The following is a 13,493-nucleotide window of genomic DNA, read 5'->3' on the forward strand; positions in this document are numbered from 1 at the left end:
TGCGCTGCCCGGAACGTTGCGCTGTCCTGGCCGCCGAGGCGGGAAGCTCAGTCCGCCTCGGCCCACTCATCCTTCTCCCGGCCGTTGTCCCGCCGTGGCCGCCAGCCGAGGCTTTTGCGCAGCATCCGGTACCGGTCGCGCTGCTCCCGGGATTGCCGGTCCAGCTCCTCCCACAGCCGCTGGGAGCGCTTCTCCACATCCAGCTCGTCCAGGATGCGGTCGACCTCGGCCAGCAGCGCTCCGTGCAGCTGCCACTGGCGGGGGTGTTCCTGTACGCCGTCGAGGAGCCGGTGGGCGACCGTGTCGCGGCTGGTGCGGCTGGCGTCGAGTTCCCGCACGAGGCGTGATTCAGCCTCATCCGCGTTGGTGCTGACCTGGGTGGTGATCAGCACGGCAAAGCTCTCGATCGCGCGGGCCATGTGGGTGAACAGCTCGTGCAGCCCTTCGGCGATGTGCGGTGCGAAGAGCGGCTCTTCCGTGCGCGCCTTGGCGAGGTCGACCAGCGTCCGGCACACCGTACGCAGGACGACCGCGCAGATCTCCATGGTGTCCAGGCCGGTACGCAGCACCACGCGGGAGAGCATCCCCTCCTTGACACGCGGGTTGAGCCGGAGGCTGTCCTCGGCGCGGCGCAGGTCCGCGTCGACCTGCTCGATGTCCTGGTCGAGCTGCCGGGCCTCGTGCAGCCGCTCGGCGGCCCGCGTCACCGGGATGTGGCCGCGCACCTGTTCGCCGAGGCTCAGCAGCAGGCGCCGCATCCGGCCGGAGAGGTCGATGACGGCCTCGCTTGCGGGCTGCACCCATACGGGTGGCACGAACAGCACGTTGAACGACAGCCCGACCACAGCTCCGACCAGCGTCTCCAGCACCCGGTCCCAGGCCATCGCCGCCACTTGCGACACTCCCAGCACCAGCATGGCGCTGATCGCGGTCTCCGGGACGAACTCCCCGGCCTTGACGAACCGGCCGATGATCAGCGCGGCAAGGATGACGATGCCCAGGCTCCACCAGGTGAGTCCCACCAGGGAGCTGAAGCCGGTCGAGATGAGCACCCCGGCGACCACCGCGTTCACACGGCGCATGCCGGTCTTCAGCGTTGTGTAGAGGGTGACCTGGGTGACCAGCAGAGCGGTCAGCGGCGCGGTGAGCGGCGCCGGCTCACTGCTCAGCTGGAGGGCGACGACATACGCGATCACCGCGGCGACGGTTGACCGGGCCGTCTGGGTGACCACGGGCTCCCGGCGGCGCCGGACGAGATTCAGCAGGGGATCGGTGACATCAGGCACCCTCCGTCCCTCCCCGCTTTCCGGCGCGGATCGGCAGGCTCGCGCGTCGATGGGGCCGCCCGGGTGACGGAGGCACGCCACCGTGCCGTCCTGGGAAAGCGATGAGTTCGGCCGACTCGCGTGGTCCGTTCTGGTGCGCGCGGCCTGCTCTGTACGGAGTCTGAAGGCAGACGGCGAACCGAGAGACGGAAACGGGAGGCGAGCGGCATGACGGAGACAGGGATCGATGTCGGACCTGCGGCGCGGGAGATGGCCGCGCTGGCGGGCGGAGTGCGGGACGCGGCGCTGGACAGTGCCACGCCCTGCGAGCGCTTTACGCTGCGCGACCTGCTGGCACACGTGATCGAGCTGTCGGTCGGCTTTCAGTACGCCGCGCACAAGCTGGGCGAGAACACCGAGCGTGATCCCTCCGAGCACGGGCCCGGAGCCCTGCCCGGCGACTGGCGCGCGCGGCTCCCCCGCGGGCTGGAAGAGCTGACGGAGGCCTGGCACTTCCCGGAGGCGTGGGAGGGCGACACCCGGATCGGCGGGGTTTCGTTGACGGGAGCGGAAGCGGGGCTCGTCCTGCTGAACGAGCTGGTGGTGCACGGCTGGGACATCGCTCGGGCGACCGGGCAGGAGCTGGTGGCCGACGAGGAGAGTCTGCGCACCGTACACACGTTCCTGGCAGGCTTCGCGCAGGAGGAGGGTACGCAGGGGATCTTCGGGCCGATCGTCCATGTGTCCGAGGACGCGCCCCTGCTCGACCAGGTGGTGGCCCTCACCGGCCGTGACCCGGCCTGGCGCCCTGGAGTGGCGTGAGGGCGGCGCCCCTCACGGGGTTGGCTACTGGTGCGTCGCGCGACCGGATGAGGGAGGTATCGCGTCGTACCGGATGGAGCGCATAGTGCCTCGCACCGGATGAAGGGGCGTATCGCGTCGCACCGGATGAAGCGTGTATCGCCTCGCACCGGATGAAGCGCGAAAACGCCCTCCTTGCGCTCTGCTTGCCCGGATGAACGCGTCCTCATAGGGCGTAGGGGCTCAGCTTGTGGGGAAGCGTGCGGCACGGTGGCAGGCGGAGGCGATCGTCGTGCGGGCTTCGCGTTCGGGGAGGCCGGATGCCATGGCCGCGTGGGCGAGCGGCTCGGCCAGCGTGTCGCCTCGCCCTGTCTCATAGGCGCGGCAGGCCGCCCAGAACAGCCGGGCGTTGCGCTGGCCCACCGGAGCCCCGCGGACGAAGTGGATGAGCGCGGCGCCGGGCCCGCCGTCGCCGAGGCGGTCGTAGGACGCCGCGTACTGCTCGCCCACGCGCCGTCCGGGCGGCGGGGGCAACAGCAGGGCCAGCAGTCCGGGCGGTATCGGGGCAGGGGGCTGGCTGAGCGAGCCGGGGGCCAGCCGGTAGGTGCCGCGTACGGTCACCGACCCGGGGCCCACGAGGTAGCCGCCGCTGCCTCTTACGTCGATCCCGGGCGCCAGCCGTCCGACGGAGTTGGGCACGGCGGTATCCCGCGGCCCGCGCAGCCACAGGTGCCGGCCGCCGCTGGGAGTGAGCACGGTCGTGGTGGGCGGGAGGGTGAAGTCGTGAGCGTCGGCGAGGCGTTCCAGTGCGCCGAGCGAGTCCGTGCCGTTCTTCACGTCGAGGTCGAGCCCGACGAGGTGGAGCGGCGGCCGTCCGCACGCGATGCCGTATCCGGTGGCCCAGGGCGCCGCCGCGAAGAGCGCGCGCACGCCTTCGGGGTCGGAGGTGGCGTCGTGGACGCCGTGACCGAGCAGCCCGCACTCCCCGTGACAGGGCTTCTCAGGAGGTTCGGTCAGGCCACCCGAGTACGGCGATGGAGGGTCGTGCGGGGTGGTGGGGGAGCTTGGGGCGGCGCTCGCGGGACCGCGTGCGTGGTGCGGGGAGCGAAGAGCCGGAAGCTTGTTGCGGGAGAGCGGGAGGACGGCGAGTCCCCGGCTGGCGGCGGCCAGCGCGTGCTCAAGAGCGAGGGAGCCCATAAGCCCAGCTTCGTACGGGAGTTTGGGGCCGAGAAGGGCTCCGGCCGTGTGTCTTTCCCGTAGTCGGACATGCACATGAATTTGGCTGAAAGGTGCCGTGATGACTTCTTCCCAGTGGCGCGAGGGCGACGGCAGGTGCGGGCGTCGGAATCCGGGGGGTTGGGGGCGCGAGGGGCGTTTATCGACACATCGTCATGCTTGCGAGCGAATCATTCCGCCAAGAGTGGTTCGCCGGGGATTCGGTGGGCAACTCTGGTCCCGCGACGTCGCAAGCGACATCAGGGCGGCAGGCCAACCGCCCGGCAAACAGCGCACTTCTGGTGCAGCGCCGCAATCGCGGCGCACATACGGTTCCTGGAGGAACGAACATGGCACGCATCCGTACCGCCCGCGTCATCGCAGCTGCTGCCGCCCTTCCGTTCGCCGTCGCCGTCATGTCCGGCGTGGCGCAGGCGGACAACGGCTCCTTCGCGGACGACGGATCGAATTCCAACGCGAGTGTCAGTACCCAGGCGCAGAGTGCGAGGGGCGACGGGAACAACACCAACAACGCGAACAACGCCACCGTCAACGGCAATGGTGCGGTCGTGGACCAGTCGAACGAGACGCACAACGAGACGAACACCGTCGTCTTCACCAACCTTTGGTGACCGCTTGACGGGCTGACCGGCCACTGGCCGGAGCGTTCATGGGGATGGGCTGAGGCCGCGCGTCCGCGAGTAATTCGCGGGCGCGCGGCTGCTTTGTGCGCCGTGGGGACCGGGGACTCGGCGGCTCAGGGGTCAGGGGGAGCAGGGGGCTTGGGGTCCTGGGGCGGGCGGGGGCTTCGGGCGTGCGTGAGGCGCGACGGGTGTGACACGGCGGGTGTGAGGGACGTCGCGAGTGCGTCGGGACCGCGCGGCGGCGACCTTGACAGTCTCACCAGAGCTGACGGACAGTCAGAAAATGCATCTCGCCCTCACCGAGCGGCAGCGAAGCCTGCGGGCCGAACTGCGCGCCTACTTCCGCGAGCTGATACCTCCCGACGAGCGCACCCCGGGCGGAGCCCCCGACCCCGCGCGTCGGCGTGCGCTGCTGCGGCGTATCGGCGCCGACGGCCTGCTCGGCCTCGGGTGGCCCGTGGAGTACGGCGGCCAGGGGCGCGGCGCGGACGAGCAGTTCGTGTTCTTCGACGAGGCGTACCGCGCGGGAGCGCCCGTGTCGATGGTCACCCTCAACACCGTCGGGCCGACGCTCATGAGGTACGGGACGCCGGAGCAGAAGGCGTACTTCCTGCCCCGGATCCTCAGCGGTGACCTCGTCTTCGCCATCGGATACACCGAACCGGAAGCGGGAACCGACCTCGCCTCGCTGCGCACCAGGGCGGTACGGGAAGCGGACGGCAGCTGGCTGATCGACGGCAACAAGGTCTTCACCAGCAACGCCCAGCAGGCCGACTGGATCTGGCTCGCGTGCAGGACCGATCCGCAAGCGGTCAAACACCACGGCATCTCGATCATTCTCGTCCCTACCGATGCTTCCGGGTTCTCTTGGACGCCGATCGAAACCGTGGGCGGACTGACGACCACCACGACGTACTACGACGGCGTACGTGTGCCCTCGGGCAACCTCGTCGGCGAGGAGAACGGCGGCTGGGGCCTGATCACCAACCAGCTCAACCACGAGCGGGTCGCGCTCGCCGCCATCGGGATGCAGGCGGAAGACCACTATCGGGCGGTGCTGGAGCACGCGCGCGAGACGGGCGCCCTCGAACAGCCGTGGGCGCGGGCACGGCTCGCCGAGGCGCACGCGCGCCTTGCCGCCACCCGGCTGCTCAACTGGCGACTCGTCGGCGACGTCGGCGCGGGCACGCTCGCGCCGGGCGACGCGAGCGGGGTGAAGTTCGCCGGCACCGAGAGCACCGTCGCCGTCTACGCGCTGTGCCAGGAGGTGCTCGGTGAGGTGGGCACGGTGCGCGCCGGATCCCCCGGCGTCTTCGGTGACGGCGAGCTGGAGCGGATGAACCGCGCCGCGCAGATCAACACCTTCGGGGGCGGAGTGAGCGAGGTCCAGCGGGAGATCGTCGCGACGATGCGGCTGGGGATGCGGAGGAGAAAGCGGTGAGCGAGGACGTGCTCCACGAGTCCCTCCGAGAGTACGAGGGCCGTCCGGCCGCGGTCTCCGCACGGGGCAAGGACCCGGTCAACGAGCCGATGATCCGGCACTGGTGCGAGGCCCTGGGCCACCCAGTTCCGCCCGACGGCTCGGCGCCCGCGACGATGCTCCAGGTCTGGACGATGGCCGGGCTCAGCGGGCAGGCGAGGCGCGCGGGCCCGTACGACGCGCTGCTGGGCGCGCTGGAGGGCGCGGGCTATACCTCGGTCGTCGCCACCGACTGCGAACAGGAGTACGTGCGGGAGCTGCATCCTGGGGACGAGATCACCTTCGACGCGGTGATCGAGTCGGTCTCCCCGCGCAAGGCGACGAAACTGGGCACCGGATACTTCGTGACGACCCGCATGGACATCCGGGCAGGCGGCGAGAGGGCGGGAACCCACCGCTTCCGCATTCTCAAGTACCGCCCTGCGGAGGGCGGGAGGAACGCCGCCCCGGATGCCGGCTCGGATGCCGGCTCGGGCCGGTCCGCTTCAGGCAGGCGGCCTCGGCCCGTGGTCAATCGGGACAACGCGGGCTTCTGGGAGGGCGTTGCCCGGCACAAGCTGCTGTTCCAGCGGTGCGAAGCGTGCGCCACCCCGCGCCTCCCCTGGCTGCCCGGCTGCCACGCGTGCGGCTCCAGCGAATGGAGGGCTGTCGAGTCGGCGGGGCACGGAACGGTCTACTCCTACGTCGTCATGCACCATCCGGCGTTCCCCGCATTCGACCCGCCGTACGCGGTGGCACTTGTCGAACTCGGCGAAGGGGTACGCCTCGTCAGCAATATCACCGGAGTGCCCTGCGAGAAGGTGCGCATCGGGATGCCGGTCGATCTGGAATTCCTGCGGGTGGACGACGACCTCGAACTGCCCGTCTTCAGAGGGGCGGTCTGATGGACTTCACCCCGACCGAGGCACAGGCGGCGGCGCGCGAGCTGGCCGCCGAGATCTTCGAAGACCTCTCCACACCCGAGCGCCTCCGCGCGCTGGACGGCGACACCGACGCGGAGCTGTGGAAGGGGCTGTGCGCGGCAGGCCTGGTCGCCGCCGTGGAGGAGACCGGGCTGCTCGGCCTGGCGCTCATGCTGGAGGAACAGGGCCGCCGTACGGCGCAGGTGCCGTTCGCCGCGACCTGTGTGTACGGGCTGCTGCCGATCGGGGCGTACGGGACGAGTGAGCAGCGCGCGAGATGGCTGCCCGCGCTGCGTGCCGGTACGGCCGTGGCGACCGGCGCGTTCCCGCCGCCGGGCCGGGGCCCGGCGGTGACGGCGTCCCCGGCCGTGAGGGGGCCGTCCCGGGACGCGGCGGCGGTCACGAGCGCCGGGGCCGGTGAGGACGACCAGGAGGGCGAGGGAGGGGGCGGGGACTGGCGGCTGAGCGGGGTCGTTCCCGTCGTCCCCTGGCTGCGCGAGGCCACCCATGTGCTGGTGCCCGCGCGGTGCGCGACGGATGGTGTGGTGCGCTGCTTCCTGGTGGAGACGGCGCGGACCGGAGTCCGCGTCGTCCCGGTCGAGACCACGGCTCCTTGGAGCGCGGGCCGGCTCGCTCTGGAGGACGTTTCCGGGGAGGTGCTGGGAGAGGGCGCGCCATCGGGACCGCATGTCCCGCACAGTTCGTACGACGAGGCGTACCGGCCGACGCTCGACCGTGCGCGCACGGGATTCGCCGCGCTCCAGGCCGGGGTCTGTGCGGGCTCACTCGCCCGCGCGGTCGAACACACCTGTGAGCGCGAGCAGTTCGGACGCCCCCTCGCCACCCATCAGGGCGTACAGCTGCGGGCCGCCGACGCGCACATGGACACCGAGGCCATCCGCGTCACCGTCTACGAGGCCGCGTGGCGGCACGACCAGGGGCTGCCCGCGCACACCCACTCGCTGACCGCGGCGTGGTGGGCGGCGGACGCGGGCCGCAGAGTCGTGCACGCGGGGCAGCACCTGCACGGCGGTATCGGGGCGGATCTCGACCATCCGGTGCACCGGCATTTCCTGTGGGGCCGGCAGCTCGATGCCTGCCTCGGCTCGCCCGGTGCGCTCCTGGCCGAGTTGGGCGAGGCCCTGGCCGCACCGGAGGAGGAGGTACCGAGCGTGCTGAAGGAGGGGGTACCGAGCGTGCCGCCGGAGGACGCCGGACGATCAGTGGCACCGGAGGATCTGTGACGACGACAGCGCGTACGGGCCCGCCTGGGCCCCGCGAGGGTGACGAACTGCCGCCGCTGGCCATACCGGTGACGCGCACGCTCATCGTCTCCGGAGCCGTCGCCTCGCGCGACTTCCAGGATGTGCACCACGACGCGGAAGCGGCCAGGGACAAGGGCTCGCCCGACATCTTCATGAACATCCTGACCACCAACGGCCTGGTGGGCCGCTATGTGACGGAGTGGGCGGGGCCGCACGCCCGGCTGCGGAAGGTCGCCGTCCGGCTGGGCGTTCCCAACTATCCGGGCGACACCATGACGCTGACCGGCCGCGTCACTTCTGTAACGGCGCCCGGAACCGGCGCACCGGATGCCACGAGGGTGGAGGTCGGGATCGCCGTGACCGGTGAGAACAGCCTGGGCGCTCACGTCACCGGCGCGGTCACCCTCGTCCTCACCCTCCGGACGCCGGGTTCGGCGGAGGAGCCTCAGCCCAAAGCCGGGACACTCCGGCAGGACGAGGGCCGCCTGACAGAGGAGGCCCGCCAGGAAGGCGAGCCCGGCCAGGAAGGCGAGCCCGGCCAAGAAGGCGCGGACCTCCAGGAAGGCGCGGACATATGAGCCTCCGGAGCCCCGACAGGCTCGGCAGCCGTGCGGCGATCGTCGGCATCGGTGCCACCGAGTTCTCCAAGGACTCCGGTCGCAGCGAGCTCAAGCTCGCTGTCGAGGCCGTCCAGGCGGCGCTGGAGGACGCGGGGCTCGCACCGGATGACGTCGACGGCCTGGTCAGCTTCACCATGGACACCAGCCCGGAGATCACCGTCGCGCAGGCGGCGGGCATCGGTGAGCTGTCGTTCTTCTCTCGCGTGCACTACGGAGGCGGCGCAGCCTGCGCCACTGTCCAGCAGGCGGCGCTGGCCGTTGCCTCGGGGATCGCTGAGACAGTCGTGTGCTACCGCGCGTTCAACGAGCGCTCGGGACGGCGCTTCGGCTCGGGTGTGCGGTGGCGCGAGCCTTCCGCCGAAGGTACGGCGCTCGGCTGGTCGCTGCCCTTCGGCCTGCTCACCCCCGCCTCCTGGGTCGCCATGGCGGCGCAGCGCTATCTGCACACCTATGGCCTGAGCCCCGAGGTCTTCGGGCACGTCGCCGTGACGGACCGGAAGTACGCGGCGGTCAATCCGGCCGCCTACTTCTACGGCAAGCCGATCACGCTCGCCGAGCATGCCGCCTCGCGCTGGATCGTCGAGCCGCTGCGGCTGCTCGACTGCTGCCAGGAGACCGACGGGGGCCAGGCGCTGGTGGTCACCTCCGTCGAGCGCGCCCGCGACCTGCCGCACCGGCCCGCTGTGATCGCGGCGGCGGCGCAGGGAGCCGGCCGGCGGCAGGAGCAGATGACGAGCTTCTACCGGGACGACCTGACGGGGCTGCCGGAGATGGGCGTCGTCGCCAGGCAACTGTGGCGCACCAGCGGGCTGGCGCCCTCCGACATCGACGTCGGCATTCTGTACGACCACTTCACCCCCTTCGTGCTCATGCAGCTGGAGGAGTTCGGTTTCTGCGCGCGCGGCGAGGGAGCGGACTTCGTCGCGGAGGAGGTCCTTCCGCTCAACACCCACGGGGGCCAGCTCGGAGAGGCTTACCTGCACGGGATGAACGGCATCGCCGAGGCCGTACGCCAGATCCGCGGCACGTCCGTCAACCAGGTGGACGGTGCGGAGCGCACGCTGGTCACGGCGGGCACCGGGGTACCGACGTCCGGCCTGGTGCTGGCCGGGACGTAAGCCGGGGCCGGCGACAGACCGGCGAAGGACCGGTGACAGGGCACACGGAGCAGACAGGGCAGATGGCTGAATCCGGCGGTCCTGCGGGCGAGCCTGAACGGTTCCATGTGCCGGGACTCGTTTCACTCGCCCCATGGCCAAAAATCAGATCATTCGCCGGGGAACCGTTCTGCTGGCCGCGCTCGCCGCCCTGTTCACCTCCGGGGTCCTCCCCGCCACCGCAACCGAGGCGGCGCCACCGGATACTGCCACGAGCCACCCTCCGGCACCTTCCTCGTCCCACGCCGCTCCCCCGTCACCATCGGCACCCAGGAAGTCGGCTCCCGGCACCGGCTCGGTTCCGGAATCCGGTTCAGCGGTGCCGTCCAAGCCAGGAGTCCCGCGGCAGCCGGAAGCTCCTCCGGGCTCCGCCGCACCCTCCGGGTCCGCTCAGCCGGATGAGCCGTCCCGGTCCGGCGAGCCCTCGCTGCCCGGCGAGTCCTCCGCGCCGCGTGCCCAGCGTGACCCGGCGGCCCCCGACGTGCCGGAGGATCCCTCGGCGCCCGGCGCACCCGGTGTCCCGGGGGGCCAGCCGTCGCTCGTCCGGGGCGACCCGCGCGCCTTCGGCGCGAAGGTCTTCAAGGGCCAGGCCTTCGACACCTGCCAGGCTCCCTCGGCCGCCACCATGCGCGCGTGGAAGCGCGCCTCCCCGTTCGGCGCGGTGGGCGTCTACATCGGCGGGCGCGGCAGGGCGTGCCCGAACCAGAAGCACCTGTCGCCCTCCTGGGTGGGGGGCGTGCACAAGCTGGGCTGGAAGCTGTTGCCGCTCTACGTCGGCTCCCAGTCCCCCTGCGTCCGCGCCGCCCACAAGCGCAAGGTCCGCATGAGCACCCGTGGCCCCTACGCGCGGGGCAAGCGCGAAGGGCTGGACGCGGTGCGTCAGGCCAAGCGGTTCAAGATGGTCCGGCACAGCGCGGTCTACCTCGACATGGAGGCGTACAACTACCGCAACAAGAGTTGTGCCGCCACGACGCTGCGCTTCATCCAGGGCTGGAACAGCGCGGTTCGCGCCCAGGGCTACGTCGCCGGCTTCTACAGCAGCGCCAACTCGGGCGCCGCCCACCTGGAGAAGGCGCGGGCCGCGGGTGCGCGCGGGCTGCCGACGGCCATGTGGTTCGCGCGCTGGAACGTCCCCAAGTCCCTGCACAGCGAGCGCCGGATCAACCGCCGGGCCTGGCAGCCGCACCGCCGGATCCACCAGTTCACGGGCAACGTGAAGCGCACCTACGGCGGGCACTCGGTCCACATCGACCAGAACCTCGTGGACGCCCCCGTAGCCGTCATCGGGTGAGTTCCCGCAGACGCCCCTGATCCCCCTGGTGGATGGTCTCCACCTTCAGGAGGTGTAGCCAGCACTACCCCTACACCCTGAGGCGGACGCGCCATCGGGACCTCCGGTCGATCCCGGGGGCACCCCGCGACTTCTAGCGTTGAGCCATGACCACGCCTGGGACAGTTCGGACCACCCGGACCACCGTTTCGATGACCGCGGGGTCCCCCGCGGTGCTGCCAGGCTCCGGGGGATCACCGCTCACCTTCAGCTCCTACGTCCGCGCGCGCGGCCCCGTGCTGCTGCGCACCGCCCGCTCTCTGACAGCCAATCCCAGCGACGCCGAGGATCTGCTGCAAACAGCGCTGACCAAGACATATCTGGCATGGGAGCGGATCGAGGACCACCGCGCGCTGGACGGCTATGTCCGCCGTGCGCTGGTCAACACCCGCACCTCGCAGTGGCGCCGCCGCAGGGTGGACGAGTTCACCTGCGACGAGCTGCCGGAGCCCGACCCGCTGCCCGCACCCGACCCCGCCGAGCAGCAGGCGGTGCGGGACGCCATGTGGCGCGCCGTGCTCAAGCTGCCCGCCCGCCAGCGCGCCATGGTGGTGCTGCGCTATTACGAAGACCTGAGCGAGATACAGACGGCCGAGGTGCTGGGGGTCTCGGTCGGCACCGTCAAGAGCGCGGTATCCCGCGCTCTGGCGAAGCTCCGCGAGGACGCACAGCTCGCCTCGGACGTGCTCGGCGAGGCACAGAGCGACAGCCCCGACTACGCGGGCCACCGCAGACCTGGTGGTTCCGCGGAGCAGGAGAGCCACCACGGCGGGGGACGCCGGGGACACGGGGGGTACGGGGGATTCGGGGGAGAAGGCGCCCGGGGGCAGGAGCCGGTCGCGGCCTGACTCCGGCGCGCTTCCCGGACGGCCGATCTCCGCACGACCCCGTGACATACCGCGCGGTCGGTGGCAGGCTTCCGCGGAACCGGTGCCTTACCCGCGCGTAGTGCCGCGCGTGACGCACCCGTTCTGTCGACCCGCCGTACCCACCGAATCCGCCGTATCTCGGGAGGCCCCCGGTGCAGAGCACGATGCAGGACGTACCGCTGACCATCTCGCGCATCCTCCGCCATGGGACGACGGTCCACGGCGCCTCCCGGATCACCACCTGGACCGGCGAGGGGGAACCGCACCGCACGACCTTCCACGAGACCGGCGAGCGCGCGGCCCAACTTGCGCACGCTCTCCGCGACGAACTGGGCGTCAGCGCGGACGACCGCGTCGCGACGCTGATGTGGAACAACCACCAGCACGTCGACGCGTACTTCGCCGTCCCCTCCATGGGCGCCGTCCTGCACACCCTCAACCTGCGGCTTCCCCCTGAGCAGCTGGTGTGGATCGTCAACCACGCCGCCGACCGCGTCATCCTGGTAGACGGCACCCTCCTCCCGCTGCTGGCCCCGCTGCTGCCGCGCCTCGACCCGGTCGAACACATCGTCGTCGTCGGCCCCGGAGACCTGTCCGTCCTGGAGGGCTGTACCGCACAGGTGCACGACTACGACCAGCTCCTGGACGGCCGCCCCACCGGCTACGACTGGCCTGATGTGGACGAGCGTTCGGCCGCCGCCATGTGTTACACCTCCGGCACGACGGGTGACCCCAAGGGCGTCGTCTTCTCGCACCGCTCCATCTACCTGCACTCCATGCAGGTCAACATGGCCGAATCCATGGGCCTGACGTCGGGCGACACCTCGCTGCCCGTGGTGCCGATGTTCCACGTCAACGCCTGGGGGCTGCCGCACGCGGTGTTCATGACCGGCGTGAACCTGCTGATGCCCGACCGCTTCCTCCAGCCCGGACCACTCGCGGACATGATCGCCGCTGAGCGGCCCACGCACTCGGCGGCGGTGCCCGTCATCTGGCAGGGCCTGCTGGGCGAACTCGCCGCCCGCCCCCGCGACATCTCCAGCCTGCGCACCGTCACCATCGGCGGCTCCGCCTGTCCGCCCGCCATGATCGCGGCCTTCGACGAACTGCACGGCGTGCGGGTCTGCCACGCCTGGGGCATGACGGAGACCTCACCCCTGGGCACGCTCGCGCACCCGCCGGGCGGCCTCACACCCGAGGAGGAGTGGCCCTACCGGATCTCCCAGGGCCGCTTCCCCGCAGGCGTCGAGGCGCGGCTGGCCACTCCGGGCGGCAGCTTCGCCCCTTGGGACGGCACCTCGGCCGGTGAGCTGGAGGTGCGCGGGCCGTGGATCGCCGGCGCCTACTACGGAGGCGCGGGCCAAGAGCCTCTGCGCCCCGAGGACAAGTTCAGTCCTGACGGCTGGCTGCGCACCGGCGACGTCGGCGTCATCACCCCCGAGGGCTACCTCACGCTCACCGATCGCGCGAAGGACGTCATCAAGTCCGGTGGCGAGTGGATCTCCTCGGTGGAGTTGGAGAACGCACTGATGGGCCACGAGTCCGTCGCGGAGGCAGCCGTCGTCGCGGTCCCGGACGAGAAGTGGGGCGAACGACCGCTCGCCGCCGTCGTCCTGAAGGAGGGCGAGGAGCCGGTCGGCTACGAGGCGCTGCGCACCTTCCTCGGCAAGACCATCGCCCGATGGCAGCTCCCGGAGCGCTGGACGTCGGTCGCGGCCGTACCGAAGACGAGTGTGGGGAAGTTCGACAAGAAGGTACTGCGCGCGCAGTACGCGGCCGGTGAGCTGGAGGTGACGACGCTCGGCTGAGCCGCCGCCGCACCCTGAGTGCCCGCCCCTGGCCGTACTCCTCAGGGAGTACGGCGAGGAGGAGATCCCTCACGCTTGAGGCGGTTCCCCAGGGCGGGGGCCCCTAAGACTGCTGCTGCGGCAGCGGCTGAGGTCCG

The 13,493-nt window shown here is 71.1% G+C and carries 10 protein-coding genes and 2 pseudogenes; 10 read left to right on the forward strand and 2 right to left on the reverse strand.

Annotated elements, in window-relative coordinates:
• Positions 1 to 47: 47 nt before the first annotated feature.
• Positions 48 to 1,286 carry an FUSC family protein gene (locus OHB04_RS21530; protein WP_326689343.1) on the reverse strand — a complete coding sequence of 413 codons (1,239 nt, stop codon included), beginning with the start codon at positions 1,284 to 1,286 and terminating at the stop codon, positions 48 to 50.
• Between the two features lie 207 nt (positions 1,287 to 1,493).
• Between OHB04_RS21530 and OHB04_RS21535 the strand changes: the two genes are divergently transcribed.
• Entirely contained in the window at positions 1,494 to 2,087 is a 594-nt protein-coding gene (locus tag OHB04_RS21535) for a TIGR03086 family metal-binding protein (protein ID WP_326808056.1), read from the forward strand.
• 222 nt (positions 2,088 to 2,309) lie between these two features.
• Here the strand turns inward: OHB04_RS21535 and OHB04_RS21540 are convergent, their stop codons facing one another.
• Complete coding sequence (locus OHB04_RS21540) at positions 2,310 to 3,263, reverse strand: bifunctional DNA primase/polymerase (protein ID WP_326689345.1); 954 nt, start codon at positions 3,261 to 3,263, stop codon at positions 2,310 to 2,312.
• Positions 3,264 to 3,631: 368 nt separating this feature from the next.
• Between OHB04_RS21540 and OHB04_RS21545 the strand changes: the two genes are divergently transcribed.
• From OHB04_RS21545 to OHB04_RS21585, 9 genes and pseudogenes are all read left to right on the forward strand, one after another.
• A complete protein-coding gene (locus OHB04_RS21545) occupies positions 3,632 to 3,913 on the forward strand; it encodes a hypothetical protein (RefSeq protein ID WP_326689346.1) in 282 nt (93 codons plus the stop codon).
• 295 nt (positions 3,914 to 4,208) lie between these two features.
• A complete protein-coding gene (locus OHB04_RS21550) occupies positions 4,209 to 5,366 on the forward strand; it encodes an acyl-CoA dehydrogenase family protein (RefSeq protein WP_326689347.1) in 1,158 nt (385 codons plus the stop codon).
• Entirely contained in the window at positions 5,363 to 6,289 is a 927-nt protein-coding gene (locus OHB04_RS21555) for a Zn-ribbon domain-containing OB-fold protein (RefSeq protein WP_326689348.1), read from the forward strand. The genes OHB04_RS21550 and OHB04_RS21555 overlap by 4 nt, the downstream gene beginning before the upstream one ends.
• Positions 6,289 to 7,551: an acyl-CoA dehydrogenase family protein gene (locus OHB04_RS21560; protein WP_326808057.1), complete on the forward strand. Its 1,263-nt coding sequence runs from the start codon at positions 6,289 to 6,291 to the stop codon at positions 7,549 to 7,551. Before OHB04_RS21555 ends, OHB04_RS21560 begins: the two co-directional genes overlap by 1 nt.
• A pseudogene (locus OHB04_RS21565) lies at positions 7,548 to 8,012 on the forward strand (MaoC family dehydratase); the annotation flags it as partial. The gene OHB04_RS21560 and the pseudogene OHB04_RS21565, both read left to right, overlap by 4 nt.
• A 134-nt stretch (positions 8,013 to 8,146) precedes the next feature.
• On the forward strand, positions 8,147 to 9,310 hold the full coding sequence (locus tag OHB04_RS21570) for a lipid-transfer protein (RefSeq protein WP_326689351.1): 1,164 nt from the start codon (positions 8,147 to 8,149) through the stop codon (positions 9,308 to 9,310).
• A 133-nt stretch (positions 9,311 to 9,443) separates the two neighbouring features.
• Positions 9,444 to 10,640: a DUF1906 domain-containing protein gene (locus OHB04_RS21575; protein ID WP_326689352.1), complete on the forward strand. Its 1,197-nt coding sequence runs from the start codon at positions 9,444 to 9,446 to the stop codon at positions 10,638 to 10,640.
• A gap of 146 nt (positions 10,641 to 10,786) precedes the next feature.
• Positions 10,787 to 11,356, forward strand: a pseudogene (locus tag OHB04_RS21580) (SigE family RNA polymerase sigma factor); the annotation flags it as partial.
• A 344-nt stretch (positions 11,357 to 11,700) separates the two neighbouring features.
• On the forward strand, positions 11,701 to 13,356 hold the full coding sequence (locus OHB04_RS21585) for a long-chain fatty acid--CoA ligase (RefSeq protein ID WP_326689353.1): 1,656 nt from the start codon (positions 11,701 to 11,703) through the stop codon (positions 13,354 to 13,356).
• Positions 13,357 to 13,493: the final 137 nt, after the last annotated feature.

The organism is Streptomyces sp. NBC_01775, assembly GCF_035917675.1.
In the GTDB taxonomy this organism is placed as follows: domain Bacteria; phylum Actinomycetota; class Actinomycetes; order Streptomycetales; family Streptomycetaceae; genus Streptomyces.